This window comes from Pseudonocardia sp. UM4_GMWB1, assembly GCF_017312155.1.
GTDB lineage: Bacteria > Actinomycetota > Actinomycetes > Mycobacteriales > Pseudonocardiaceae > Pseudonocardia > Pseudonocardia alni.
The window spans coordinates 1,327,383-1,352,162 of record NZ_QJPN01000001.1 but is presented as its reverse complement, the minus strand read 5'-3'; the positions used below and the strand labels follow the sequence as shown (position 1 = coordinate 1,352,162).

Annotated in this window: 22 protein-coding genes; 3 read left to right on the top strand and 19 right to left on the bottom strand. The window is 75.6% G+C overall.

Annotated features, from left to right (window positions below; translation table 11 throughout):
- Positions 1 to 13: 13 nt before the first annotated feature.
- Complete coding sequence (gene groL / locus DMP15_RS06670; RefSeq protein WP_073576434.1) at positions 14 to 1,636, bottom strand: chaperonin GroEL; 1,623 nt, start codon at positions 1,634 to 1,636, stop codon at positions 14 to 16.
- A gap of 119 nt (positions 1,637 to 1,755) precedes the next feature.
- Positions 1,756 to 2,046 (bottom strand): co-chaperone GroES, encoded by a 291-nt coding sequence (groES, locus tag DMP15_RS06665; RefSeq protein ID WP_020623960.1) that lies wholly within the window; start codon positions 2,044 to 2,046, stop codon positions 1,756 to 1,758.
- A 279-nt stretch (positions 2,047 to 2,325) separates the two neighbouring features.
- On the opposite strand from groES, the gene DMP15_RS06660 reads away from it, so the two are divergent.
- A complete protein-coding gene (locus tag DMP15_RS06660; protein ID WP_337825546.1) occupies positions 2,326 to 3,918 on the top strand; it encodes an alkaline phosphatase D family protein in 1,593 nt (530 codons plus the stop codon).
- Between the two features lie 18 nt (positions 3,919 to 3,936).
- On the top strand, positions 3,937 to 4,848 hold the full coding sequence (locus DMP15_RS06655; RefSeq protein WP_073576435.1) for an aldo/keto reductase: 912 nt from the start codon (positions 3,937 to 3,939) through the stop codon (positions 4,846 to 4,848).
- Here DMP15_RS06655 and rimI read toward each other — a convergent pair.
- The 8 genes from rimI to glmS form a co-directional block, all read right to left on the bottom strand.
- On the bottom strand, positions 4,827 to 5,318 hold the full coding sequence (rimI, locus tag DMP15_RS06650; RefSeq protein WP_161152245.1) for a ribosomal protein S18-alanine N-acetyltransferase: 492 nt from the start codon (positions 5,316 to 5,318) through the stop codon (positions 4,827 to 4,829). The genes DMP15_RS06655 and rimI overlap by 22 nt on opposite strands.
- Entirely contained in the window at positions 5,315 to 6,004 is a 690-nt protein-coding gene (gene tsaB, locus DMP15_RS06645) for a tRNA (adenosine(37)-N6)-threonylcarbamoyltransferase complex dimerization subunit type 1 TsaB (RefSeq protein ID WP_179761834.1), read from the bottom strand. The genes rimI and tsaB overlap by 4 nt, the downstream gene beginning before the upstream one ends.
- A 10-nt stretch (positions 6,005 to 6,014) precedes the next feature.
- Positions 6,015 to 6,491 carry a tRNA (adenosine(37)-N6)-threonylcarbamoyltransferase complex ATPase subunit type 1 TsaE gene (gene tsaE / locus DMP15_RS06640; RefSeq protein WP_073576438.1) on the bottom strand — a complete coding sequence of 159 codons (477 nt, stop codon included), beginning with the start codon at positions 6,489 to 6,491 and terminating at the stop codon, positions 6,015 to 6,017.
- Positions 6,488 to 7,738 (bottom strand): alpha/beta fold hydrolase, encoded by a 1,251-nt coding sequence (locus tag DMP15_RS06635; RefSeq protein WP_100878719.1) that lies wholly within the window; start codon positions 7,736 to 7,738, stop codon positions 6,488 to 6,490. Before DMP15_RS06635 ends, tsaE begins: the two co-directional genes overlap by 4 nt.
- A complete protein-coding gene (gene alr, locus DMP15_RS06630) occupies positions 7,735 to 8,943 on the bottom strand; it encodes an alanine racemase (protein ID WP_435827700.1) in 1,209 nt (402 codons plus the stop codon). Before alr ends, DMP15_RS06635 begins: the two co-directional genes overlap by 4 nt.
- A 38-nt stretch (positions 8,944 to 8,981) precedes the next feature.
- Positions 8,982 to 10,406 (bottom strand): argininosuccinate synthase, encoded by a 1,425-nt coding sequence (argG, locus tag DMP15_RS06625; RefSeq protein ID WP_073576440.1) that lies wholly within the window; start codon positions 10,404 to 10,406, stop codon positions 8,982 to 8,984.
- Positions 10,407 to 10,457: 51 nt separating this feature from the next.
- Positions 10,458 to 12,044, bottom strand: a complete 1,587-nt coding sequence (locus tag DMP15_RS06620; protein WP_337825544.1) for an NAD(P)H-hydrate dehydratase — start codon at positions 12,042 to 12,044, stop codon at positions 10,458 to 10,460.
- An 87-nt stretch (positions 12,045 to 12,131) separates the two neighbouring features.
- Positions 12,132 to 13,991 carry a glutamine--fructose-6-phosphate transaminase (isomerizing) gene (gene glmS, locus DMP15_RS06615; protein WP_073576442.1) on the bottom strand — a complete coding sequence of 620 codons (1,860 nt, stop codon included), beginning with the start codon at positions 13,989 to 13,991 and terminating at the stop codon, positions 12,132 to 12,134.
- A gap of 118 nt (positions 13,992 to 14,109) precedes the next feature.
- Between glmS and DMP15_RS06610 the strand changes: the two genes are divergently transcribed.
- On the top strand, positions 14,110 to 15,003 hold the full coding sequence (locus DMP15_RS06610; RefSeq protein ID WP_304580152.1) for a dienelactone hydrolase family protein: 894 nt from the start codon (positions 14,110 to 14,112) through the stop codon (positions 15,001 to 15,003).
- Positions 15,004 to 15,237: 234 nt separating this feature from the next.
- Here DMP15_RS06610 and DMP15_RS06605 read toward each other — a convergent pair whose 3' ends face one another.
- From DMP15_RS06605 to eccCa, 9 genes are all read right to left on the bottom strand, one after another.
- The gene (locus tag DMP15_RS06605) at positions 15,238 to 15,684 is read right to left on the bottom strand and encodes a hypothetical protein (protein WP_337825543.1); all 447 of its coding nucleotides are present in this window, start codon (positions 15,682 to 15,684) and stop codon (positions 15,238 to 15,240) included.
- Positions 15,678 to 15,962 carry a hypothetical protein gene (locus tag DMP15_RS06600; RefSeq protein ID WP_073576445.1) on the bottom strand — a complete coding sequence of 95 codons (285 nt, stop codon included), beginning with the start codon at positions 15,960 to 15,962 and terminating at the stop codon, positions 15,678 to 15,680. The genes DMP15_RS06605 and DMP15_RS06600 overlap by 7 nt, the downstream gene beginning before the upstream one ends.
- 180 nt (positions 15,963 to 16,142) lie before the next feature.
- The gene (gene glmM, locus DMP15_RS06595) at positions 16,143 to 17,480 is read right to left on the bottom strand and encodes a phosphoglucosamine mutase (RefSeq protein ID WP_100878726.1); all 1,338 of its coding nucleotides are present in this window, start codon (positions 17,478 to 17,480) and stop codon (positions 16,143 to 16,145) included.
- 11 nt (positions 17,481 to 17,491) lie between these two features.
- The gene (gene rpsI, locus DMP15_RS06590; RefSeq protein WP_073576859.1) at positions 17,492 to 18,058 is read right to left on the bottom strand and encodes a 30S ribosomal protein S9; all 567 of its coding nucleotides are present in this window, start codon (positions 18,056 to 18,058) and stop codon (positions 17,492 to 17,494) included.
- A gap of 29 nt (positions 18,059 to 18,087) precedes the next feature.
- On the bottom strand, positions 18,088 to 18,531 hold the full coding sequence (gene rplM, locus DMP15_RS06585) for a 50S ribosomal protein L13 (protein WP_062397782.1): 444 nt from the start codon (positions 18,529 to 18,531) through the stop codon (positions 18,088 to 18,090).
- A 234-nt stretch (positions 18,532 to 18,765) separates the two neighbouring features.
- A complete protein-coding gene (locus DMP15_RS06580; protein ID WP_161152003.1) occupies positions 18,766 to 19,056 on the bottom strand; it encodes a WXG100 family type VII secretion target in 291 nt (96 codons plus the stop codon).
- Positions 19,057 to 19,070: 14 nt separating this feature from the next.
- A complete protein-coding gene (locus tag DMP15_RS06575) occupies positions 19,071 to 19,373 on the bottom strand; it encodes a WXG100 family type VII secretion target (RefSeq protein WP_073576448.1) in 303 nt (100 codons plus the stop codon).
- A gap of 156 nt (positions 19,374 to 19,529) precedes the next feature.
- The gene (locus DMP15_RS06570) at positions 19,530 to 20,813 is read right to left on the bottom strand and encodes a type VII secretion-associated protein (RefSeq protein WP_337825542.1); all 1,284 of its coding nucleotides are present in this window, start codon (positions 20,811 to 20,813) and stop codon (positions 19,530 to 19,532) included.
- A complete protein-coding gene (eccCa, locus tag DMP15_RS06565; protein WP_337825541.1) occupies positions 20,810 to 24,679 on the bottom strand; it encodes a type VII secretion protein EccCa in 3,870 nt (1,289 codons plus the stop codon). The genes DMP15_RS06570 and eccCa overlap by 4 nt, the downstream gene beginning before the upstream one ends.
- Between the last annotated feature and the right edge of the window lie 101 nt (positions 24,680 to 24,780).

Sequence of the window (24,780 nt, the reverse complement as noted above, 5' to 3'; positions counted from 1 at the left end):
TGCTCGGACCGGATCAGTGACCGTGGCCGTGCCCGTGGCCACCGGCCGGGGCCGGGTCGGCCTTCTCCGGCTTGTCCACCACGGCGCTCTCGGTGGTCAGCACCATGCGCGCGATGGACGCGGCGTTCTCCACCGCCGACCGGGTCACCTTGACCGGGTCGATGACGCCGTCGGCCAGCAGGTCGCCGTAGGAGCGGGTGGCCGAGTTGTACCCGGTCCCCCAGCCGCCCTCGGCGACGCGGGACACGACGATCGCGCCCTCGTCGCCACCGTTCTCGGCGATCCAGAACAGCGGCGCCGACAGTGCCCTGCGGACGATCGCGACACCGGTCGCGGCGTCACCGGTCAGGCCCAGGCCATCGGCGAGCTCCGCCGCGGCGTGCACCAGCGCGGAGCCACCGCCGGGGACGATGCCCTCCTCGACCGCCGCACGGGTCGCCGCGACGGCGTCCTCGATGCGGTGCTTGCGCTCCTTGAGCGCGGTCTCGGTGGCGGCACCGGCCTTGATGACCGCGACGCCGCCGGAGAGCTTGGCCAGGCGCTCCTGGAGCTTCTCCTTGTCCCAGTCGGAGTCGGACTCCTCGATCTCGCGCTTGAGCTGCGCGACACGACCCTCGACGTCGGCCTTGGAGCCGGCGCCCTCGACGATCGTGGTGGCGTCCTTGGTGACGACGACGCGCCGCGCGCGGCCCAGCAGCTCGAGCCCGGCCTCGTTCAGCTTCAGGCCGACCTCGGGGTTGATGACCTGACCGCCGGTGGCGACCGCGAGATCGTCCATGAACGCCTTGCGGCGGTCACCGAAGAACGGCGACTTGACCGCGGCGACCTTGACGGTCTTGCGGATCGAGTTGACGACCAGGGTGGACAGCGCCTCGCCCTCGACGTCCTCGGCGATGATCAGGAGCGGCTTGCCCTCGCCGAGCACCTTCTCCAGCAGCGGCAGCAGATCCTGGATGGACCCGATCTTGTCGCGGTGCAGCAGGATGTACGGGTCGTCGAGCGCCGCCTCCATGGACTCGGAGTCGGTAACGAAGTACGGCGACAGGTAGCCCTTGTCGAACTGCAGACCCTCGGTGATCTCCAGCTCGGTCGAGAGGGTGGAGCCCTCCTCGACGGTGATCACGCCGTCCTTGCCGACGGTGTTGATGGCCTGGGCGATCAGGTCGCCGATCTCCTGCTCGCGCGAGGCGATGGCGCCGACCTGCGCGATGTGGCTCTTGGCGTCGACCGGGGTGGCCTTCGCCAGCAGCACCTCGGACACCTTGGCCGAGGCCGCGGCGATGCCCTGGCCCAGCGCGAACGGTGCGGCACCGGCCGCGACGTTGCGCAGTCCCTCCTTCACCAGCGCCTGGGCGAGCACGGTGGCGGTGGTGGTGCCGTCGCCCGCGACGTCGTTGGTCTTGGTGGCGACGGTCTTCGCCAGCTGCGCGCCGAGGTTCTCGTACGGGTCCTCGAGGTCGACCTCACGGGCGATGGTGACGCCGTCGTTGGTGACGGTCGGGCCGCCGAACTTCTTGTCGATGACGACGTGCCGGCCGCGCGGGCCGAGCGTCACCTTCACCGCGTCGGCGAGCTGGTTCACGCCGCGCTCGAGCGCGCGACGGGTCTCCTCGTCGAAGCTGATCTGCTTCGCCATGTCTTGTTCTCGCTACCTCTCGGGATACTCGGGTTCTCGGGGGAGAGACGCGACCGCCCCGGTGCGGGCCACCCGTGAGGGTGGACCACCCGGGGCGGTACGTCAGGCGATGCCTCGCGTCAGTTGACGACGGCCAGCACGTCGCGCGCGGAGAGGATCAGGTACTCCTCGCCGTTGTACTTGACCTCGGTGCCGCCGTACTTCGAGTAGATGACGACGTCGCCGACGGCCACGTCGAGCGGGACGCGGTTGCCGTTGTCGTCCACCCGGCCCGGGCCGACGGCCAAGACCTTGCCCTCCTGGGGCTTCTCCTTGGCGGTGTCCGGGATGACGATGCCGGAGGCGGTGGTGGTCTCCGCCTCGCTGGCCTGGACGACGAGCTTGTCCTCGAGCGGCTTGATGTTCGCCACGACGATGACCTCCCCTTCCTGGGGTGAATCCGGTGTCACGGGTTCTCTAGCGGTGTCAGCAGCGCGCACGTGGCGACTCCCGCCCCGCCGTCGCGGGTGCCGGGGCGGAGGTCGTCCGCCGCGCGCGTTGGCACTCTATCCATGAGAGTGCCAGAAGCCGAGCGGGGGCTCAACCGCGCCGTTCGGGCGTGTCGGGAGTTCCCGGTCGTCGCCCGTTGTTCACGTACTCGTCGACCGACGGCCCGGTGTCACTCGATCGGGAGCGTTGCACTGCACATCGTGATCACCTCCCGCCGTTCGCTGCTGCGCGCCGGACTCAGCGCCGCCGCCGTCACCGCCGCCGCACCCCTGCTGCCCGGCGCCGCCGCCGCGGCGCCCGGACCCGCCCCGGCCCGGCCGCCGGGCGACCCGTTCGGGCTCGGCGTGGCCTCCGGGGAACCCGATCCGACCTCGGTCGTGTTGTGGACCCGGCTCGCCACCGACCCCGTCGCCGAGGACGGCCTGGGCGGGCTCGGGAACCGCGCCACCGACGTCGAGTGGGAGGTCGCCGACGACGAGCGCTTCACCCGGGTCGTGCGTCGCGGCCGGGTCCGCACCGGGCCGGACGCGGGCCACAGCGTGCACGTCGAGGTGCCGGGGCTGCGTCCCGGCCGCGACTACCACTACCGCTTCCGGGTGGGCCGCACCGTCTCCGACTCCGGCCGCACCCGCACCGCGCCCCCACCGGCGTCGATGACACCGGTGCACATGGCCTTCACCTCGTGCTCGCAGTTCGAGCACGGCTTCTTCACGGCCTACCGGCGGATGGCCGAGGAGCGTCCGGACGTGCTGCTGCACCTGGGCGACTACGTCTACGAGTACCCGGCGCAGGACTACGTCGCGCCCGGCGGGAACGTGCGCGACCACGCCGGACCGGAGACGACGACGCTGGCCGGCTACCGGCAGCGACTGGCCCAGTACCACGCCGACACCGACCTGCAGGCCGCGCACGCGGCCACGCCCTGGCTCGTCGTGTTCGACGACCACGAGGTCGAGAACAACTGGGCCGGCGACGTGCGGGAGCTCCCGCTCGACCCGCCCGGGGACTTCACCGCGCGGCGGGCCGCCGCGTTCCGCGCCTACTGGGAGAACATGCCGCTGCGCGCCGCCCAGCGCCCCCGCGGCGCGGCCATGCGGCTGTACCGCCGCGTCGGCTGGGGCGGGCTGGTCACCTTCCACATGCTCGACACCCGCCAGTACCGCGGCGACCAGCCGTGCGGGGACACCTTCCGCAGCGACTGCGCGGAACGCACCGACCCGGCCCGCTCGCTGCCCGGGTCGGCACAGGAACGCTGGATCGCCGACGGCTTCGCCCGCTCCCGCGCCCGCTGGGACGTGCTGGGCCAGCAGGTGTTCTTCTCCCAGGTCGACTTCACCCCGGGCGCCGGGCGCGGCTTCAACCCCGACGCGTGGGACGGCTATCCCGGCTCCCGGGACCGCGTCGTCGACTCCTGGACCGCGGCCACGCGGCGCGGCGGCGCACGCAACCTCGTCGTCCTCACCGGCGATGTGCACGCGCACTGGGGCGCCGACGTGAAGCGCCGCTTCGACGACCCCGCCTCGCCGGTGGTCGGCACCGAGCTGGTGTCCAGCTCGATCACCTCGGGCGGCGACGGCTCGGAGAAGCAGAACGGCTCCGACGCCGTCCTCGCCGACAATCCGCACATCCGGTTCCACAACAACCGCCGCGGCTACGTCAGCACCCGGTTCACCGCGGACCGGATGGAGGCCGAGTTCAAGGTGGTGCCGTTCGTGAGGCAGCCGGGCGCCCCGGTGCAGACCCGCGGACGGTTCGTGACCGAGGACCGTCGGCCGGGCCTGCGACCGCTGTAGCGGAGTAGGTTGGGACGCGTGGCTGACCTGGTTCTCGGCGCGAACGTCTTCGGGTGGACGGCGGACAGGGAGACCTCGTTCGCCGTCCTCGACGCGTTCGTCGCCGCCGGCGGACGGATGATCGACACCGCGGACTCCTACATGTGGCGCGCACCGGGGAACTCCGGCGGCGAGTCCGAGACGATCCTCGGCGAGTGGATGGCCGCCCGCGGCAACCGCGACGCGCTGCACCTCGCGACGAAGGTCGGTGCCCTGCCCGGCCGGGAGGGCCTGTCGGCGGAGAACGTCGCGGCCGCGGCGCGGGACTCGCTGCGCCGCATGGGCACCGATCGGATCGACCTCTACTACGCCCACCGCGACGACGAGGCGACCGCGCAGGAGGAGACCCTCGACGCGTTCGACGCCCTGGTCCGCGAGGGGCTGGTCCGCGAGGTCGGCGCGTCGAACTTCTCCCCGGAGCGGCTGCGTTCGGCGCTGGAGATCTCCGCGCGCGACGGGCTGACCGCGTTCAGCACCATCCAGCCGCACTACAACCTCATGGAGCGCGACGCCTTCGAGGCAGGTCTGGCCCCGCTCGCCGAGTCGGAGAAGCTGGCCGTCCACCCGTACTACGGGCTGGCCAAGGGCTTCCTGACCGGCAAGTACCGGCCCGACTCCCCCTCCCCGGAGGGCCCGCGTGCCGAGGGCGCGGCGGCGTACCTGGACTCCCGCGGCCGCGCCGTGCTGGCCGGGCTCGACGAGATCTCCGCCGGCTACGGCGTCCCGGTCCCGGCGATCGCCCTGACCTGGCTGGCCGCGCAGCCCGCGGTGACCGCGCCGATCGCGAGCGCACGCACCGTCGAGCAGCTGGAACAGCTGCTGCCGATGCTCACCCTGGAGCTGACCGACGACGAGCTGCGCCTGCTGTCCTACCTGTCCGCGACGTCCTGAGCGGCCTTGGGCACGCGGTCGCGGCGCATCGTGTGGGCGTCGGCCATCGACGGCCGGTAGTAGCGCTTGCGCAGCCCGACCACGGTGAACCCGTGGCTCTCGTACAGCGTGCGGGCCGGGACGTTGTCGGTGCGCACCTCCAGGAACACCGTGGCCGCCAGCTCGTCGGCGACGGCGAGCAGCCCCCGCAGCAGCGCGCGGCCGATGCCGTGGCCCTGCCAGGCCGGGTCGACGCCGATCGTGTGCACCTCCGCCTCGGCCATCGGCGGCCCGGCGACGACGGCGAGCCCGGCGTAGCCGACCAGCTCGTCACCGGCGCGGGCGGCGAGGTAGAGCTGGCCGGAGGAGACGGCGTCGCGGAAGGCCTGCGCGTTCCACGGGTCGTCCCCGGGGAACAGGATCTTCTCCAGCTCCGCGCAGCGCGCCGCGTCGGCCCGGTACAGCGGGCCCAGCGAGACGGTGGCGTTCACGCGGTGACGCGCTTGCGGCCGGTCGGCTCGACCGCGTCGGGGCGGCGCAGGTAGAGCGGCTCGACCGGGGCGGGGGCCCGGCCGGCGAGCAGGTCCGCCGCGGCGACGCCGACCAGCCCGTCGACGGTCGGGGCGCCGGGGCCGCCGATCTCGCGGCCGAGCCGCTGGGCGAACGACGGATCGCCGGCCACCGAGCCGATCGCCAGCTCGTCCAGGCGCGCGGCCAGCGCCTCCGGGGCCTCGACGGCCGGGCCGGTCAGCCTGCGGACCGAGCGGGCGTCGGCGGGGTCGGACGCGTCGTAGGCGGCCCAGTAGACCTCTTTGCGCCGGGCGTCGGTGACGACCAGCAGGTTCCCGCCGGTGTGCAGCCCCCAGGCCAGGGCGTCGTGGGTGACGACGCCGTGCACCGGCACGTCGAGGGCGTGGCCGAGCGCGGCGGCCGAGGCGATCCCGACCCGCAGCCCGGTGAACGGGCCCGGACCGGCGCCGACGACCACCGCCCCGACCTCGGCGAGCGCGTGGCCCGCCTCGGCGCACAGCGCACGGACCGCGGGCATCAGCAGCTCGCCGTGGCGGCGGCCGTCGTGCGCGCGGGCGGCGAGGGTCCGCGGCCCGCCGTCGGGGCCGAGGTCGACGAGACCGGCGGTGACCACGGTCGTCGCGGTGTCGAGGGCCAGTACCAGCACGCCGGCAAGCCTACGGACGCGCGGTGCGGCGCAGCGTCGCGACCCGGGTGTCGTCGTCGCGGCGCTCCAGCGTGATCGTCACCGCGGACCCGGCGAGCCGCTCCGCGACCCCGACCCCCCACTCGACGGCGACGACCGCCCGGTCCAGCTCGGTGTCGAGGTCGAGGTCGTCCAGCTCGGCCGCGACGTCCACGTTCCCGTCGGGGCCGCCCAGCCGGTAGGCGTCGACGTGCACCAGGGCCGGGCCGTCGCCCGCGGAGGGGTGCTCGCGGGCGATCACGAACGTCGGCGAGGCCACCGTGCCGGTCACCCCGAGCCCGCGGGCCAGGCCGCGGACCAGGGCGGTCTTGCCCGCGCCGAGCGGGCCCGCCAGGAGCACGACGTCACCGGCGACCAGCTCGCGCCCGACCGTCCGGCCGAAGGACTCGGTGTCGGCGACGGTCGGCAGCTCGGTGACGACGGCGTCCGCGCCGGGGGCGGGGATCACGGCCGGTCCTTCTTCCTGGACCGGCCGGCCCGGGCCGGGATGCGGCTGCCCCGGCGGACCCGGCCCGCGCTGCGCAGCAGCCCCTGCAGCGCACCGCCCGCCTCGGCCTGCTCGTCGTCGGTCGTGTCGGTGAGCTGCGGCGGGCGCTTGGCGCGCAGCCCGCCGCCCGCGGTGCGCTCGGTGGTGCGGGCGATCAGCGCGTCGAGCTCGGCGTCGACGACCTCGGGCTGCTCCAGCATCGGCATGTGCCCGACCCCGGGCAGGCGCACCAGCCGGGCGGTCGGGACCGCCTCGGCGATGACCTCGCTGTGCCGCCACGGGATGATCCGGTCGCCGTCGCCGGCCAGGACGAGCACCTCGCAGCCGGACAGGCCGGGCAGCGCCGCGAGCCGGTCGTGGGTGCCGAGGGTGTCGACGAAGTCGGTGAGCGCGCCGACGGCGTTCGAGTCGATCATCGTGTCGACGAGGTCGACCATCCGCGGGTCGACCTGGCGGTCGCCGTAGGCGAAGCGCTTGGTGAACACCCAGATGATGTCGCCCAGCGCGCGCCGGCCCGTCTCGACCAGGCCGGGCTGCCACGCGGCGAGCCCGCCGAGGGTCCGGATGACCGGGTTGCGCCGGGACAGGAACGTGCCCGGCAACCCCGAGGACGCCATCTCCCCCGCCGAGGTCGACACCAGCGCCACCCCGGCGACGCGCTCGTGGAACAGCTCCGGGTGCTGCTCGGCCAGCGCCATCACGGTCATGCCGCCCATCGAGTGGGACACCAGCACCAGCGGACCCTCGGGGGCCACCGCGCGGATGACGGCGTCCAGGTCGCGGCCGAGCTGGTCGATCGTGCAGGAGTCCGCGGGCGCCCGCTCGGAGCGGCCGTGGCTGCGCTGGTCGTAGAGCACCATCCGCACCGACGGGCCGGTCAGCCCGGCCAGGTGCGGCCGCTGCTCGGACCAGGTGCGCCGGTCCAGGGCGAATCCGTGCACCAGCACCACCGTCAGCGCGGGCTCCGAGCCGTCGGCCGGCGCGACCACCTCGCAGGCGATGCGGACGCCGTCGTCGGCCATCACCGACATCTCCTCGCCGACGGTGCCCGGCGGCGTCCCGGCGTGCGCGGACATCTCGGTGGCCAGGCTGCGCCGGGTGGCGGCGATCTTGCGTCGCTGCGCGGCGACGCCGACCCCGGCCGCGGCGCCCGCCGCGCCGACCACACCGCCCGCGATCCCGGCGACGGTCCATCCCCTGCGGCTCATGCGACTCCCCCGCGCCCGTCGGACACCGTGCGGCGCACCCGCCCCCGGACGCCCGTGACGATCTCGTAGTGGATGGTGCCCAGCTCGTCGGCCCACTCGCGGGCCGTCGGTCCGCCGTCGGCGCCGGTGCCGAACAGCTCGACCGGGTCGCCGATCGCGACCGGCAGTACCCCCGGCCGCCCGCAGTCGACGACGAACTGGTCCATGCAGACCCGCCCGGCGACCGGCCGGACGGTGCCGCCGATCCGCACGCGCATCCGGCCGCCGTCGTTGAGCCGGCGCGGAACGCCGTCGGCGTAGCCCAGCGGCACCAGTGCCAGCGTGCGCGGTTCGCGGGCGACCCACTCGTGGCCGTAGGACACGCCCTCGCCCGCCTCGACGGTCTTGGTGAGCACGACCCGGCCGCGGAGCGTCATCGCCGGGCGCAGCGGGCTGTCGGAGGGGCTGGCGATCGGGTCGAGCCCGTAGACGGCGATCCCCGGCCGGACGACGTCGAGGTGCAGGTCGGGGCGGGTCATCAGGCCCGCCGAGTTGCACAGGTGCAGCTGCGGGACGAACCCGCGGTCCCGGGCGAGCGCGGCGGCGGCGTGCAGCCGCGCGGCCTGGCTGTCGACGGCGGGCTGGCCCGGCTCGTCGGCGGCGGCCAGGTGCGACCACACGGCCACGACCTCGCAGGTGCCGTCGGCGACGCCGTCGGAGACGTCGTCGAGCAGGGCGGGCCACTCGCCGGGCGGACAGCCGTTGCGCGACAGCCCGGTGTCGGCCTTGAGGTGCAGCCGGACCCGGCGGCCCGCGGCGCGGGCACCGGCCAGCACCGCGGCGAGGTGCACGCGGCCGGACACCGACAGCTCCACCCCGGCGGCGACGGCGGCGGCGAAGTCGGAGTCGGGCAGGTGCAGCCAGGACAGCAACGGCGCGTCGACACCGTCGGCCCGCAGTGCGAGCGCCTCGTCCAGGGTGGCGACCCCGAGCCGGGTCGCCCCGGCCGACAGCGCCGCCCGTGCGACGGCGGCGGCGCCGTGGCCGTAGCCGTCGGCCTTGACCACGACCATCGTCTCGGCCCCGGACGCGAGACCCGACAGGTACCGGGTGTTGTGCCGGACGGCGTCGAGGTCGACCACCGCCTCGGCCGCCGGTGCGCCCGGTCCGGGCCGGGGCCGCGGACCGGGTACGGGGTCGGTCGTGGGTAGCACGGCCCCGATCATCGCATCCCGGCCCGTCGCGACCCGGTCCCGAGCCCGGCTCAGTCGGTCCCGGCCTCCATCGCGGCGCGGTCGAGGGACTCCTCGGCCTGCTCGGCGTCGGGGTCCGACGGCGTCGCGGTGATCTCCGCCGCACGCCCGGCCTCGATCTCGCCGACGAAGGTGCCGAACTCGCCGCCGAGCATCCCGGTGGCCGAGTACTGCTCCAGCTTGGCGCGGGAGTCGGCCAGGTCCAGGTTGCGCAGGGTGAGCTGGCCGATGCGGTCGCCCGGGGTGAACGGGGCGTCCTCGACGCGCTCCATCGAGAGCCGGTCCTCGACGTAGGCCAGGGCGGGGCCGCGGGTGTCGAGCACCGACCAGTCGTTGCCGCGGCGCAGCCGCAGCGTGACCGACCCGGTGACCGCGTTGCCGACCCAGCGGGTCAGGGACTCGCGCAGCATCAGCGACTGCGGCTCCAGCCAGCGCCCCTCGTAGAGGAGCCTGCCGAGCCGGCGGCCCTGCTCCTCGTAGGCCGACAGCGAGTCGTGGTTGTGGATCGCCGACACGAGCCGCTCGTAGGTGACGAACAGCAGAGCCATCGCCGGGGCCTCGTAGATGCCGCGGCTCTTGGCCTCGATGATCCGGTTCTCGATCTGGTCGGTCATGCCCAGGCCGTGCCGGCCACCGATCCGGTTGGCCTCCTCGACCAGCGCGACCGGGTCGTCGTAGCGGGTGCCGTTGATCGCGACGGGGCGACCGGACTCCCACTCGACGGTGACGTCCTCGGTCTCGACCGCGACGGCCGGGTCCCAGAACCGCACGCCCATGATCGGCTCGACGATCTCGATCGAGGTGTCGAGGTGCTCGAGCCTCTTGGCCTCGTGGGTGGCACCCCAGATGTTGGCGTCGGTCGAGTACGCCTTCTCCGCGGAGTCCCGGTAGGGCAGCTCCCGCTCGCCCAGCCAGGCGCTCATCTCCGCGCGGCCGCCGAGCTGGTCGACGAACGCCTCGTCCAGCCACGGCTTGTAGATCCGCAGGGCGGGGTTGGCGAGCAGGCCGTAGCGGTAGAACCGCTCGATGTCGTTGCCCTTGAAGGTCGAGCCGTCGCCCCAGATGGAGACGCCGTCGTCGGCCATGGCGCGGACGAGCAGCGTGCCGGTGACGGCGCGGCCGATCGGGGTGGTGTTGAAGTAGGGCATCCCGCCGGCGCGGATGTGGAAGGCACCGCAGGCGATCGCGGCGATGCCCTCGTCGACCAGTGCACGACGGCAGTCGACGACGCGGGCGGCCTCGGCGCCGTACTCCAGCGCGCGCTCGCGGACGGCGACGAGGTCGGGCTCGTCGGGCTGTCCGAGGTCGGCCGTGTAGGCGTAGGGGACCGCGCCGTTCTCGCGCATCCAGGCGACGGCGACGGAGGTGTCGAGGCCACCGGAGAAGGCGATGCCGACGCGCTCGCCGACGGGGAGGCTGGTCAGGATCTTCGGCACGCGCGGAACGCTAACAACCCGCTCCCGGCGCAGGTCCGCCGGTGTGCCGCTTCAGTGCCCCGACGCCGCCGCCCGGACCGACCGCAGCGCGACCGGGATCGCCGCCTGCATCGCCGACGCCGGCGCCGGGACCGGCGGCAGCCCGTGCTCGCGGGCGGCCGCCGTCGCGGCGCGGGCGTGCACCAGCGTCGCGCAGCCCGCCGCCCACCACGGGTCCAGCCCGGCGGCCAGCAGCGCGCCGATCATGCCGGTGAGCACGTCGCCGGAGCCCGCGGTGGCGGCCCAGGAGTCCGCGGCCGGGTCGACCAGCACCCGTCCGTCCGGTGCGGCGACGACGGTCGCGTTCCCCTTCAGCAGCACCGTCACCCCGAGGTCGGCGGCGGCGCGGCGGGCGGCGCCGATCCGGTCGGGCCCGACCTCGCCCGCGATCCGGGCGAACTCCCCCGCGTGCGGGGTGAGCACGACGGGCTCGCCGTGGATGCGCATCCGCAGGTGGGCGTGCTGTGCGAGCAGGGTGATCGCGTCGGCGTCGAGGCAGAGCGGCACCCCGCGGTCCAGCGCCTCCTCCAGCACCGCCTGGCCCTGCCCGCCGGTACCCAGCCCCGGCCCGACCGCCCAGGCCTGGGTGCGGCCCGCGTCGGTGATGTCGCCGGTGGCGACGATCTCCGGCCAGTGCCTGCGGACCTCGTCGGCGGCGGACCCGGCGAAGCGGACCATCCCGGAGGTGGCCAGGGCCGCGGCCCCTGCGGCGAGGACGGCGGCGCCGGGGTAGGTGGCCGACCCGGCGGCGATCCCGACGACGCCCTGGCTGTACTTGTCGTCGTCGGGTCCCGGGACCGGCCAGCGGGCGCCGACGTCGCCGTCGGACAGCACCCGCGCGTGCGGCTCGATCCCCTCGAGGAACGGCCCGAGCCCGAAGTCCACCAGCCGCACCGGGCCGCAGAGCGGGGCGGCGAGGGCGTGCACCGGCTTGCGGCAGCCGAAGGTGACCGTCAGCGCGGCGCGGACGTGCGGCCCGTCGGTCGCCCCGGTGTCACAGTCGACGCCCGAGGGCAGGTCGCAGGCCACGATCGGCACACCCGCCCCGTCGGCGGCGGCGACCAGCTCCGGGGCCGGGTCGCGCAGCGCACCGCGCCCGGAGATGCCGACGATCCCGTCGACGACGACGTCCGCCCCGGACACCAGCGCCCGCGCCGAGTCGAGCCCGCCGGCGGCCGGGGTGCCGGTGCCGATCCTCTCCCCGGTGCTGGTCCCGGGGTCGCTGCCGGTGCCGGTGTCGCCGCCCGCGGCGGGGCCGGAGCCTGCGGCCGGACCGGGCGGGTGCAGGGCCAGCACCCGCCCGCGGGCGGCGCGCAGCGCGGCGAGGCCCGCCGGGTGCGCGCGGTCCGGCGCCAGCAGCACCGCGGTGACGTGCGCGCCCCGGCGGCGCAGCTCGGCACCGGCCCACAGGGCGTCGCCGCCGTTGTCGCCCGCCCCGACGAGCAGCACCACCCGGCGGCCGTAGGTCGCGCCGAGGAACTCCCGCACGTGGTGCGCGAGCCCCGCCGCGGCCCGGCGCATCAGCACCCCGTCGCCGACAGTGCGCATCATGGCCGCTTCGGCCGCCCGTACCTGGTCCGCGGTGTGGAGCCCGTGCATGGCCGCGAGGCTAGCGCCGGGCGACCATGATCGACGGTTGTGGAGCGGGACGCCCGCGTCGCGAACGCTCCGCTCCACGACCGGTGATCACTCGACGGTGACCGACTTCGCCAGGTTGCGGGGCTTGTCGACGTCGTAGCCGCGGGCCCGGGCGATCTCGGCCGCGATCACCTGCAGCGGGATCGTCGCGACCAGCGGCTGCAGCAGCGTCGGCACCGCGGGCAGCTCGAAGAGGTGGTCGGCGAACGGGCGCACCGTCTCGTCGCCGGTCTCGGCGAGGACCACGGTCCGCGCCCCGCGCGCCTTGATCTCCTGGATGTTGGACAGCAGCTTGGAGTGCAGGACCGCGCGCCCCTTCGGCGACGGCATCACCACCACGACAGGCAGCCCGTCCTCGATCAGCGCGATCGGGCCGTGCTTGAGCTCACCGGCCGCGAAGGCCTCGGCGTGCATGTAGGCGAGCTCCTTGAGCTTGAGCGCGCCCTCCAGTGCCACCGGGTAGCCGACGTGGCGGCCGAGGAACAGCACCGCCTTCGACGGCGCCAGCTCCTGCCCGAGCGCACGGGCCTCGCCGAGCGACTCCAGCACGTGGGCGACGGCGGCCGGGACGGCCTCCAGCTCCTCGAACTCGCGGACCACCTCGTCGGGGTACTTGGTGCCGCGCGCCTGGGCCAGGGCCAGACCGACCAGGTAGTTCGCCGCGACCTGGGCGGTGAACGTCTTCGTCGCGGCGACGCCGATCTCCGGGCCCGCGTGGGTGTAGATCACCGCGTCGGACTCGCGCGGGATCTGCGCTCCGTTGGTGTTGCAGATGGCCAGCACCCGGGCCTTCTGCTCCTTCGCGTGGCGCAGCGCCTCCAGGGTGTCGGCGGTCTCGCCGGACTGGGAGATCGCGACGACCAGCGTCGAGCGGTCCAGCACCGGGTCGCGGTAGCGGAACTCGCTGGCCAGCTCGATCTCGACCGGGATCCGGGTCCAGTGCTCGATCGCGTACTTCGCGAGCAGCCCGGAGTGGTAGGCGGTGCCGCAGGCGACGACGAAGACCTTGTCGACGTCGCGCAGGTCCTGATCGGTCAGACGCTGCTCGTCGAGGACGATCCGGCCGTCGACGAGGTGCCCACGCAGGGTGTCGGCGATCGCGGTCGGCTGCTCCTCGATCTCCTTGAGCATGAAGTAGTCGTGGCCGCCCTTCTCGGCGGCGGCGAGGTCCCAGGTCACCTCGAACGGGTTGACCCCGACCGGCTCCCCGTGGAAGTCGGTGACGTCGTAGCCGTCGCGGGTGATCGTCACGACCTGGTCCTGGCCGAGCTCGACGGCGTCGCGGGTGAACTCGATGAACGCCGCGACGTCGGAGGCCAGGAACGTCTCTCCCTCGCCGATGCCGAGCACCAGCGGCGAGTTGCGACGGGCGGCGACGATCCGCTCCGGCTCGTCGGCGTGCGTCACGACCAGGGTGAACGCGCCCTCCAGCCGACGGGCGACGGCGCGGACCGACGCGGGCAGATCGCCCTTCGTCGGGCCGTCGGCGTGGGCCAGCGCCACCAGGTGCGCGGCGGTCTCGGTGTCGGTGTCGGACTCCGCCCAGATGCCACGGGCCTCCAGCTCGGCGCGCAGCTCCAGGAAGTTCTCGATGATGCCGTTGTGGACGACCGCGACCTTGCCGTCGCTGCTGCGGTGCGGGTGGGCGTTGCGGTCGGTGGGCGGGCCGTGCGTGGCCCACCGCGTGTGCCCGATGCCCGAGGTCCCGGTGAACCGGTCGCGACCGATCTCCTCGAGACGTGCCTCCAGGTTGGCCAGGGCTCCGGCCTTGCGCTCGACCAGCAGCTCACCGCCGTCCGGCAGCGCGACGCCGGCGGAGTCGTAACCGCGGTACTCCAGTCGTCGCAGGCCGCCGAGGACGACGTCGAGTGCGGACCGATGACCGACGTAACCGACGATGCCACACATACGGATGAGCGTATCGACGCCCGGTTGCCGATCTTCCGGCGACGGGGTCGGTCCGGCGCCACGCCGTACGTCCGTGCGAGTCGGGCACGCGGTGACCTGCACCGGTACGGTGCCGACCGTGGCCCGGACCAGCGTGACCCGACCCCCGTCGATGAAGGGGGCCAAGGACGCCCTCGGTGTGCTGTCGCGTCCGGGGCCGAACCCGGTGAAGCACGGCGACCTGGGCCTGATCGGTCTGCCGGGCATCGTCTACACCCCCGCGGAGGGCTACCAGCTGCCCGCCGTGGTGATCGGGCACGCGTGGCTGCAGCCCGCGCACCGCTACCACGAGCTGCTGCGCCACCTCGCGACCTGGGGTTTCGTCGCCGCCGCGCCGAACACCCAGCGCGGCCCGGTCCCGAGCGTCGCCCGGTTCGCCTCGGACCTGAACACCGTCCTCGACGTGTGCGTCGGCGTCCGGCTCGGCGACGGCCACGTCAGCGTCGACGCCCGCAAGACCGCGCTGGTCGGGCACGGCACCGGGGGCGGCGCCGCCGTCCTCGCCGCGGCCCGGCGTGAGCGCCTCGGCGCGCTGGTGACCCTCGCCGCGTCGGAGGTGAAGCCCTCCGCGATCGAGGCGGCCGCCGCGGTGACCGTCCCGACGCTGCACCTCGCCGCCGCCGTCGACTCGTTGGCCCCCATGGAGGGACACGCGCAGCGGATCGCCGCCGCCCAGCACGAGGCCGGCACCGACGTGACGCTCCGCGAGATCGAGAAGGCCGGGCACCTCGGGTTCTGCGAGGGCAGGCACTGGACGAGCTTCCTGCTGCAGAACCGCCCGCAGCACCGGACCCGCAAGATCGCCCGGGCACTGGTGACGGCGTTCCTCATGCAGGAGCTGCAGAACGAGAAGCGGGTGTCCGCGCTGACCTCGGGGAACGTCCCCGGGGCTCCGGTGGTGGACCTCACGCCGGAGCCCGACGGCGAGCAGGACCAGCAGCCGTCGTCGGGGCTGCTGGGCATCGGCGGCTGACCCCGCGGCGCGACCACCGCGCCGCGGCGATCCGTGGCTCGCGCCGTGATCCGCTGCCCGCGCGGTGATCCGCCGCCCGCACGGTGATCCGCCGCCCGCACGGTGATCCGCTCCTCGCGTGCGTCCGGACGCGCGCGGGCCGCCGATCAGCGCGCGGACCCGAGGGCCGATGGCGGCCGCAACCGGGAGCGAGGCGGTCCCGGTGTCCGGGGAGCCGGGCCGCGGTGGCCCGGCTCAGCGCTCGGGCTGGTCCGCGAACGACGGGGCCACGGGTCCGCGCCGGCCGGTGACGCGCGTACCGGTGAGGCCGGGAAGGCGCATGCCGGGAACGTCCGCGGGTACCGGGCCCGCGGCCTCGGGCTCCGTCGCACCCGACCGCGACGGGCGTCCGGGCATCGCCGGGTCGTGGTGTGCCGGAGGACCGTGCCGCGCCGTATCGGCGGGGGCTGTGTCCTCCGCCCGGGCCGCGTCCCGCGCGGCCTCGTCGGCGAGCCGGTGCAGCTCGCGTGCGACAAGGTCGAGCCGGGCCGTCACCGCGTGCCCGGCCGGGTCGTCCCACGCGTCGGCGACGGCGTCGCGGATCCCGGCCAGCAGCCCGGCGGTGTCGTCGAGCCGGCCCACCAGCGCCCGCAGGGCCCTGGCCTGGTCCGCGACGCCGGCGTCCGTTCCGTCGATCAGCACGTCTCCGCCCCGCCGAGGGCGGAGAGGTGCTGATCGACACCCGGGACGGCCCGGAACGCCGTGGCCGCGCCGGCGTCCACCGCCCGGGCCGAGGCCGCGGCGCGCCGCGTCGCGTCGGCCAGCGCCGTCAGCTCGTCCGTGACCCGCCGCAGCCGCACCACGCGGTCCCCGTCACCGGGCCCGGTCGCGGGGGCCGCGGTCAGCCCGGCGGCCAGCTCCTCCAGCCCGCGCGCGGCACGGTCCAGCGCCTCGGGGTCCCGCCGCACGTCCGGTCGCATCGGACCAGCCTGCGCCCGGTCGCACCCGCACCGCCCACGAACCGCCGATCCCGTTCGCGACCGCGAACGTGTGCCCCCGCTGCGACCGACGGGGCCACGCCCGGCGGGGCTCCGGGGCCCCGGACAACGACGTCGGGGCCGCCCCCGGTGTGGGTGACGGCCCCGATCGGCGTGTGCGGGTCAGCGCGCGGCGGCGACGACCTCGGCCAGCCGGCCCGCGACGGCGTCGGCCTCGCCCTCGCTGGGCGCCTCGACCATCACGCGGACGAGCTGCTCGGTGCCCGACGGGCGCAGCAGCACCCGGCCGGTGTCCCCCAGCTCGGCCTCGGCCTTGGCGACGGCCTCGGCCACGTCCGCCGACGCGGCGACCGCGTCCTTGTCCGCGACGGCCACGTTGCGCAGCACCTGCGGCAGCACGGTGACCACGGAGGCGAGCTCGGCCAGCGACGTGCCGGTCTGCGCGACCCGCGACATGAGCCGCAGGGCGGTGAGCAGACCGTCGCCGGTGGTGGCGTGGCCCGGCAGCACCACGTGCCCGGACTGCTCGCCGCCGAGGGTGAACCCGCCCTCGCGCAGCCGCTCCAGCACGTAGCGGTCGCCGACCCTGGTGGTGTCCAGCGTGATCCCGGCCTCGCGCATGGCGATGTGCAGGCCCAGGTTGCTCATCACCGTGGCGACGAGCGTGTCGTGGGCGAGCTCGCCGGCGTCGCGCATGGCGAGCGCCAGCACGGCCATGATCCGGTCACCGTCGACGACGGCGCCCGTCCCGTCCACGGCCAGGCAGCGGTCGGCGTCGCCGTCGTGGGCGATGCCGAGGTCGGCGCCGTGCTCGAGCACCGCGGACCGCAGCGGCTCCAGGTGGGTGGACCCGACGCCGTCGTTGATGTTGAGCCCGTCCGGCTCGGCGTGCAGCGCGATCACGTCCGCGCCCGCCTGGCGGTAGGCCTCCGGGGCGGCCAGCGCCGCGGCGCCGTGCGCGCAGTCCACGACCACGCGCAGCCCGGACAGCGAGCCGGGCGCGGCGGAGAGCAGGTGCGCGACGTAGACGTCGGTGGCGTCCGGGGCGTCCCAGACGCGGCCGATGCCCTCCCCGGTGGGGCGGGCGCCGAGCCCGGCGGCCAGCTGCTGCTCGATCGCGTCCTCGACGTCGTCGGGCAGCTTGTGGCCGCCCGCGGCGAAGAGCTTGATGCCGTTGTCGGGCATCGGGTTGTGCGACGCGGAGATCATCACGCCGAGGTCGGCGCCGGTCTCGGCGACCAGGTGCGCGACGCCCGGGGTCGGCAGCACACCGACCCGGATCGCGTCCGCACCGGCCGAGGTGAGCCCGGCGACGACCGCGGCCTCGAGCATCTCGCCGCTCGCGCGGGGGTCGCGTCCGACGACCGCGAGGGGCCGGCGGCCGGAGCCGTTCGAGAGCGTGCGGGCGGCCGAGGCACAGACGCCAACGGCGAACTCCGGAGTGAGGAGTTCGCCGTTGGCCAGGCCCCGGACGCCGTCGGTTCCGAAGAGACGAGGCATCCGGTGTGCGATCAGCGCTTGGAGTACTGGGGCGCCTTGCGGGCCTTCTTGAGGCCGTACTTCTTGCGCTCGACGGCGCGGGCGTCACGGGTCAGCCAGCCGGCCTTCTTCAGCGGCGGGCGGTCCTCGGAGTCCAGCTCGACCAGCGCACGGGCGATGGCCAGGCGCAGCGCGCCCGCCTGACCCGCGGTGCCGCCACCCTTGAGGTTGGCGAAGATGTCGAAGCGCTCGGTCTTCTCGACGAGGACCAGCGGCTCCTTCACGATCTGCTGGTGCAGCTTGTTCGGGAAGTACACCTCGAGCGGCTTGCCGTTGAGGGTGAACCCACCGGTGCCCGGCAGCAGCCGGACGCGGACGACGGCCTCCTTGCGGCGGCCGACGGTCTGGACCGGGCGGTCGCCCAGCACGGGTGCCTCGGCGGCGAACTCGTCGGCGTCGAAGTCGGCGGCGTCACCGATGGTGTAGTCGACGTCGGCGACCTCGGTCTCGGTGGCCTCGGTCTCGGTCGCCTCGGCGGCCGCACCCTCGGTCTCGACCGCGTCGACGACCTCGTCGGGTCCGTTCTCGGGGCTGGTCACGGGCTGTCCCTCTTCGTTGCTCGGGGTGGTCACTGGCTGACCTGCTTGATCTCGAACGGCTGCGGCTTCTGGGCCTCGTGCGGGTGCGCCGGACCGGCGTAGACCTTCAGCTTCTTGGCCATGGCGCGGCCGAGACGGTTCTTCGGCAGCATGCCCTTGATCGCCTTCTCGACGAGGCGGTCGGGCTGGCTGTCGATCATCTCACCGACGGAGCGCTGGCGGAGGCCACCCGGGAAGCCGGAGTGGCGGTAGATGAACTTGTCGGCACGCTTGTTGCCGGACACCGAGATCTTCTCCGCGTTCACGATGACCACGAAGTCGCCGTTGTCGACGTGCGGGGCGTAGGTCGGCTTGTGCTTCCCGCGCAGCAGCGTGGCAGCGTGGGTGGCGAGCCGACCGAGGCGCACGTCCTCGGCGTCGATCACGTGCCAGGCGTGCTGGATGTCGCCGGGCTTGGGGCTGTACGTGGGCACGGATCTACCTCGTCGTCGTTCTCGGCTGGTGGGCCGTCCGCACGGGTTCCGGCCCACTCTCTAGTCTCTGGTTCCTCAGCGTGCTGCTGGTGGACGCCGGAGGGACGCTCGATCCCGCCGCTGTCGCCGGAGGACGGCGCCCGCGGGTCTCCACCGCTGCACAACGAGAGCCAAGCGTACCCGCCGGTTCCGGGGGCGGACGCAAGGGGGTCGTCCGGGCCCCCGGACCGGCTGTCAGGCGAACCGGGCCCGGTTCGCCTGCTCGGTGGCCCGGTAGTTCTGACCGGCCTGACCGACGAGCTTCCCGATGGTGCCCAGGGTGGCGGTCAGCTCGGCCGCCGAGGTGTCCCACTTCTGCTGCGACGCCCGGTAGGTGGCCGCCGCGTCGCCGGTCCAGGTCGCGACCATCGGCGCCAGTTGCCGCCGGAGGTCCTCGAGCTGGGAGGTGATGCGCGCGGTCGTCGCGGCGGTGTCGGCCGACGCCGTCTCGAGCGCGCTGAAGGTGACCTTGATCTCGGATCCCATGGTGTGGCTCCCCCTCACCCGAGCACCGACGTGATGGCGGTGCGGTTCTGGTCCTCCTGCTGCTGGTACGTCGTCGCCGTGCCGCCGAGCTGCTCACCGATCGCGCCCAGCGCCTCGTTCAGCCGCCGCGCCTCGGTGTCCCACTTGGCCATCAGCTGGGCGAACGCCGTCGCCGCGGTGCCGGACCACTGGCCCTGCAGCGGTCCCAGCCGGCTGCGCAGGCGGCCGAGCTCGCCGTTGACGGCGTCGCTCACCGCCCGCACCTGGCCCGCCGCGCGGACCATCTCCTCGGTCGTCGTGCCGAACCCGTCGGCCATACGTCCCACCTCGTCCCCTGATCGGACCCGGCGCGGCCGTGTCGACGGCTCCCCGGGCCCGGGGGCGCGGTGCCCCCGGCCCGCGCACAGTGGCAGGGCGCGCCGGTGGCCGTGGCCGTTCCGGGCGGACCGTTCGCGACCGGGAACGCCGGGGGCTCAGGGCACCCGGTGCAGCGTCGCGACGACCTCGGCGCAGGCCGCGGCGACCGGGGCGCCCACCGGCCGCCGGCACCCGGCGACGAGCTCGTCGGTTCCGGAGAACACGACGTGCCAGTCGACGACGGTCCCGTCGCCCGGTGTCTCGGTCCAGCGCAGGACCGCGCGGCCGCCGACCGTCGCAGGCACCGGCCCGGGGTCACCGACGAGCGCGGCGAGCTCGCGGCGGGCCCGGTCGGGCTCGCGTCCGGCGTCGTAGCCGAGCGGGCTGCGCTCCAGCACGAGGAGGTCGGCCCCGTCCGGGCCGCCGGCGGGGGTGAGCAGCACGCGTCGGCGCTGCGGGTCGCCGCCGGTGTGCTCCCAGCCGGTGGGCAGCGCGGCGGCATAGCCGTACTGGGCGACCGTGGCCCCGGCCGGCGTCGCCGGGCGCGGGCCGCCGAGCAGCAGCCCGGCACCGAGGAGGACCGCTCCCAGCACCCCGGCGACGACGATCGCCGCCCGGGCGCGGTCCGGGCCCTCGGCAGACGGGGTGGCGGGGTCGGGCGCACCGGGCCAGCCCGGTTCCTCCGGCGCCTCGCCCGCGCCGGGCGGCGGGACGACCGTGCCGGGGCCGGGGTCGGCGAGCACGGAGGCGCCCAGCACCGCAGCCCCGACCACCGCCGCTGCCTCCGGGCCCCAGGGGTCGCCGCCGTCGGGCCGCCGCCCGGCGACGCGCACCGGGCACGGGAGCCGGTACCCGGCCGGGCCGCCGGGCGGCCCCGCAGCCCGAGTGCCCGCGGTCCGGCTGCCCACGGCCCGAGTGCCCGCGGTCCGGGGGTCCACGGTCCGGGTGTCGGCGGCCCGGGTGTCCGCCGCAGTGTGCTCCCCGGGGAGGAGCGGGCCGACCGTCCCGGCGACCACGACCAGCTCCGCACCGGTCGCACGCACGAGCGACGCGAGGTCGGAGCCCCGCTCCCCCACCCGCTCCGGCACCCCGTCGCGGACCAGCACCACGTCGTCGTCGACGACCAGGACCGGCCCGTCCGGCAGCTCCGGTTCCGCCGCGAGCACCGCGACCGCCGCCGGGACCACCAGCACCCGCGGGCCTCCGGGGAAGGCGCCGCCCGCCGTCGTCCCGACCCGGACGACGACCCCGGGCGGCTCGTCGCCGAAGAAGTCCGCGACGGCCGTCGCCGGGGGTGTGCCGGGCGGGGCCGCGGCGACCAGTCGCAGCCCGGCGGCGTCCGCGGCGGCGAGCAGCACCGCGTCGCGGCGGTCGTGGACGGCGACCGCGATGCCGCTCACCCCGGCTCGGTCCAGGCCAGCTGCACCCGTCGCGCCCCGGTCCGCCGGTCGACGAGCACGCCGCGGCCGGGTGGCATCGGCCCGGGGTGGACCTTCTCCAGCAGCGCGCCCTCGTCGGGGCTGCCGGAGCCGACCAGGCCGGGGGCGCCCAGCTCGCGCAGCCGCCCGAGGACCGGGTCGAACAGCGCCCGCCCGGCCCCGCCGGTGCGTCGCGCGAGGACGACGTGCAGCCCGACGTCGCGGGCCTGCGGCAGGTACTCGGCGAGCGCGAGCAGCGGGTGCGTTCCGGCCGACCCCGCCGCGGGGACGACCAGGTCGTAGTCGTCGACGAGCAGCCACACGTCCGGCCCGCTCCACCAGGACCGTTCCCGCAGCTGGGCCGGGGTGACGTCCGGGCCGGGCAGCCGCCGTCCGAGCGAGCCCGCGATCTCCGCGCAGGCGTCGGTGGTGGCCTGCGCGGTCGAGGTGTGGGCGAGCAGGTGGCTCTGCGGGACCCCGCCGAGCAGCGTCCGCCGGTGATCGACGACGACGATCCGCGCCTGCTCGGACGTCCAGCGCGCGGCGATGCCGTGGGCGAGGGTCCGCAGCAGGGTCGTCTTGCCGCCGCCGGAGTCGGCGAAGCAGAGCAGGTGCGGCTCGTCCGGGTCGAGCTCGACGGTGGCGAGCCGGTCCTCGTCGACCCCGAGCGCGGGCCCACGGCCCGGACCGGGCGGGAGCTCGGCGACCTCGATCCGGGTGGGCAGCAACCGCACCGGGCCGACCGACGGGCCGTCCCAGGCGTCGTCGATCTCCCGGGCCGGGTCGGTGCCGGGGACCAGGCAGGGCGCGGCGAGGACGGTGGCCTCGCCGTCGGCGGACAGGCCGTGCCCCGGCAGCGCGGGCACCGCGGCGGCGCGACGCCGGTCCACCTCGGAGTCCGACGGGTCGCCCAGCCGCAGCTCGATCCGGCTGCCGAGCTGGTCCTTGAGCGCGGGGCGGATCTCGGCCCAGCGGGCGGCGGACAGCGCGAGGTGCACGCCGTAGGCGAGCCCGCGGGCGGCGAGGGCGGTCAGCTTCTCGTCCAGGTCCTCGAACCCGGCGCGCAGCGCCGCGTAGCCGTCGACGACGAGCAGCAGGTCGGTGGCGGTCACCCCGGCGAACCCGCCCGCGGCGCGCCGGGCCCGGAACTCCTCGATCCCGGCGACGCCGTGCGCGGCGAACAGCTGCTCGCGCTCGTCGACGGCGGCGACGGTCTCGGCCACCACCCGTCGCACCAGGTCGCCGGCGCGGCGGTCGGCGACGGTCCCGACGTGCGGCAGCCCGGCCAGCGGGGCGAGCGTGCCGCCGCCGAGGTCGAGCACGTGCACGCCCAGCTCGCCGGGGGTGTGGGTGAGGGCGAGCGCGGTGACGACGGTGCGCAGCGCGGTCGACTTCCCCGACCGCGGCCCCCCGACGACGGCGAGGTGCCCGGCCGCGCCGGACAGGTCCAGCACCAGCGGGTCGCGCCGCTGGGCGTAGGGCCGGTCGACGAGCCCGACCGGCGCGGCGAGCCGTCCGACCGGTCCCGGTGCACACAGCCCGCGCCCGGCCCGGACCAGCGGGTCGCCGAGCACCACCGGCAGCGGCGGCGGCTCCGCCAGCGGCGGCAGCCACACCCGGTGCGCGCGCGGACCGGGCCCGGACACCGCACCGGCGATGCGGTCGAGAACGGTGCCGGTGGGCGCGGGCCCGTGGTCCGGCGCCGGGAGCTGCGCCGAGGCGGGCAGCGCGACCGGGCCCGCGCGGAACGGCAGCGCGAGCCGCGGCGCCCCGGGTGCGCGGCGGCGCGCGGCCCGCGGGGTGTCCGGGCCGGAGACGTAGGCGGCCCGGAAGCGCACCAGCTCGTCGGTGCCCGCGGACAGGTACGCGGCGCCGGGCGTCGGCGGGAGCAGGTGCGCGTCGGGCACGCCCAGCACCGCGCGGGACTCCGCGGCGGAGAAGGTGCGCAGCGCGATCCGGTAGGACAGGTGCGACTCGAGACCGCGCAGCCGTCCCTCCTCCAGTCGCTGCGAGGCCAGCAGCAGGTGGATGCCGAGCGAGCGGCCGAGCCGCCCGATGGTCACCATCAGGTCGATCATCTCCGGCCGCTGGGCGAGCAGCTCGGAGAACTCGTCGACGACGACCAGCAGCGACGGCAGCGCCGCCAGCGGTGCCCCGTCCCGGCGCAGCGCGTCGTGCTCGGCCAGCGACGACAGGTTCCCCGCGGCGCGCAGCACCTCCTGGCGGCGGGTGATCTCCCCGGCGAGCGCGTCGGCCATCCGGTCGACCAGGGTCAGCTCCTCGGCCAGGTTGGTGATCACCGCGGAGGTGTGCGGCAGCCCGGCGAGCCCGAGGAACGTCGCGCCGCCCTTGAAGTCGACGAGCACCAGGTTGAGCTCCTCGGCGGTGTGCGTCGCCACCAGCCCGAGGACGAGGGTGCGTAGCAGCTCGCTCTTGCCGGAGCCGGTCGCGCCGATGCACAGCCCGTGCGGACCCGCACCGCCCTGCGCGGACTCCTTGAGGTCGAGCAGCACCGGCCGGCCGCCGTCGTCGTCGGTGCCCAGCGGGACCCGCAGCCGCTCCCCCGGCCCCCGCCGGCCGCGCAGCGCGGCGACCCCGGCCGGGTCCGTCGTGGACAGTCCGAGCAGCGACGGCAATCCGGTCGCCACACTGTCCACACCGGACGCGACGAGGTCGGCGTCGCCGTCCGGGCGGTAGCGCGCGAGCCGGCGTGCGAGTGCCAGCGCCTCGGCGACGACGAGCCCGTCGGGGACGCCGACCTCCCGGCCGCCGGGCCCGCCCCGGCGCAGCGTGCGCACGCCGTCGGGCCCGGTCCCGGCGGCCAGGCGCAGCACCGACGCCGCAGGCCTGCGCCCGCCCGCGGGCCCCAGCCGCAGCACGGTGACGCCGGGCAGCCCGGCCCACGCGCCCGGGGCGTCGGCGGCCCCGTCGAGCACGACGAGCAGGTGCTGCTGGGCCGCGTACGGCTCGTCGACCCACCAGCGCCGCACCCGGTCCGGGTCGTCGGTGATCATCCGGACCGGCCCGACGGCGTCGTGCAGCCGCGGGTGGGCGACGTGCGGCAGCCACTTCGCCCACTCCCAGCGCGCGGCCGCGCCCCCCGGTGCCACGACGGCGAGCCGCGCGTCGTCGGGACCGTGCCAGGTGACGTACTGGGCGACCAGTGCCCGGGCGAGGTCGAGTACCGGGGCGGCGTCCGGGTCCGGTTCGAGCCAGATCGTCGCCGACGCGCGGGTGTCGACGGCGACCGGCAGATCGTCCACGGTGGACCAACGGCGCAGGAAACGGCGCAGCGCCAGCGCGGACAGCGGTTCGAGTGTCTCCATCGGACCGGTGTGCGGGGCGGTGAGCCGGGTGGCGAGGCGCTGGGTGCCGCGCCCGGCGCGCAGGCGGCCGAAGTCGTCGTCACCGGGGCGGCGCTCCCACAGCCGGTCGGCGGCGAGCACGTCCGGCCAGGCTGCCGGGTCGGGGTGCACGGTCTCCAGCGCGTGCCGCTGCTCGGCAGCGATCGCGCGGGCCCGCCCGCCCAGGACGTCGAGGTAGCGCAGGTAGTCGCGGCGGTCCTCGTCCATCGTCGCGGTGCGCGCGCCGGCGCCGCGGCCGCCGCCGGCGAGCATGCCCAGCGCGGACAGCGCGAACATCCCGCCGAACAGCCAGGTGCTCGTGTCCCCGCGGCCCAGCACGACGAACAGCAGCGCCCCGCCGACCATCGCCAGCGGGAGCAGCCGCGCCACGAGGCCGCCGGGGACCGGGCGTTCCGGCTCGGGCGGCGGTTCGAGCACCAGCTCACCGCCGGGCAGCTCGGGCACCGAGCGCCGCGGACGTCGCATCCCGACGGTCCCCGCCATCGCCACGCGCCTCCCGTTCACGGTTCTCCCGAACGCCCACGGCGGCACCGGGGCCGTCGGATACTCGCAGCCGCCCCGGGCCCGCCGGGGCCGTTCGGGGA

Bases quoted from the DNA above. Each gene is read 5' to 3' on its own strand.
- glmS (WP_073576442.1), bottom strand. From the start codon at position 13,991: ATGTGTGGCATCGTCGGTTACGTCGGTCATCGGTCCGCACTCGACGTC.
- DMP15_RS06575 (WP_073576448.1), bottom strand. From the start codon at position 19,373: ATGGCCGACGGGTTCGGCACGACGACCGAGGAGATGGTCCGCGCGGCG.
- groL (WP_073576434.1), bottom strand. From the start codon at position 1,636: ATGGCGAAGCAGATCAGCTTCGACGAGGAGACCCGTCGCGCGCTCGAG.
- DMP15_RS06600 (WP_073576445.1), bottom strand. From the start codon at position 15,962: ATGCGACCGGACGTGCGGCGGGACCCCGAGGCGCTGGACCGTGCCGCG.
- DMP15_RS06635 (WP_100878719.1), bottom strand. From the start codon at position 7,738: ATGAGCCGCAGGGGATGGACCGTCGCCGGGATCGCGGGCGGTGTGGTC.
- DMP15_RS06620 (WP_337825544.1), bottom strand. From the start codon at position 12,044: ATGCACGGGCTCCACACCGCGGACCAGGTACGGGCGGCCGAAGCGGCC.
- eccCa (WP_337825541.1), bottom strand. From the start codon at position 24,679: ATGGCGGGGACCGTCGGGATGCGACGTCCGCGGCGCTCGGTGCCCGAG.
- glmM (WP_100878726.1), bottom strand. From the start codon at position 17,480: ATGCCTCGTCTCTTCGGAACCGACGGCGTCCGGGGCCTGGCCAACGGC.
- DMP15_RS06580 (WP_161152003.1), bottom strand. From the start codon at position 19,056: ATGGGATCCGAGATCAAGGTCACCTTCAGCGCGCTCGAGACGGCGTCG.
- alr (WP_435827700.1), bottom strand. From the start codon at position 8,943: ATGATCGGGGCCGTGCTACCCACGACCGACCCCGTACCCGGTCCGCGG.